The 706-nt window shown below is 66.9% G+C and carries 1 protein-coding gene; it reads right to left on the minus strand.

Features of this window, described 5'->3' with window-relative positions:
* Nucleotides 1–706 (minus strand): 13E12 repeat family protein (locus NWF34_RS25320; RefSeq protein ID WP_258326407.1); only part of this gene is annotated, 706 nt, incomplete at both ends.

The following is a 706-nucleotide window of genomic DNA, read 5'->3' on the forward strand; positions in this document are numbered from 1 at the left end:
TTATCGAGGCGAGGGTGGCTTCGGCGTCGGAGGCGTTGCGTAGGTCGATGACTTGGCGCAGGTGCAGGCGCGACTGATCGCCGGACGCCGGGTCGGGTCCGTGGATCTCGGTGCGCACCTGGTGGAGGTGCTCGGCGAACCGTCGGGGTAGGTCGGGTCGCCGGTTGATGCGTTCGGGATTCGGAGGCGCGCCGGGTTCGGCGTTGAGCCGCCAGGCGCAACGGCCCGCGTCGGGTCCTTCCCGCACCATGCGGGTGGTGTATCGGCCGGGTTGCTCGCCGACCATCCGATTGTGTTTCGAGCAGGCCGGGGTCAGGTCGGTGATGTCGGTGAGGCCACCGAGACCCCAATCGAGTTGGGCGTGATGCATTTCCACGTGTGCGGCGGCTATGCCGCAGGCGGGGTTGGAGCAGCTTTCGCCGTCGGGTCGGGCGAAGGACACGAGTCGTTGTTCGCGGGTGGCCAGGCGTTTGCCGCGTCCGAAGTAGAGCGGGACGGCGGTGGCGTCTTTGAACACCGCCAGCCAGGGTTGGGCGTCGGCGGCCATGTCGATGAGATCGGGGATCGGGATCAAAGTGCCGGTGACGGTGGTGGCGAACCCGGCTTCGCGGATCAGATCGTTGAGGTCGGCTTTGACGATCACCTGTATCGGCAACCCGCGGTGACTCTTGCCGAGCAGGCCGTCCTCGAACACAGCCTTCAGCAA

Origin of the sequence: Gordonia sp. GONU (assembly GCF_024733855.1) — a bacterium.
In the GTDB taxonomy this organism is placed as follows: Bacteria; Actinomycetota; Actinomycetes; order Mycobacteriales; family Mycobacteriaceae; genus Gordonia; species Gordonia amicalis.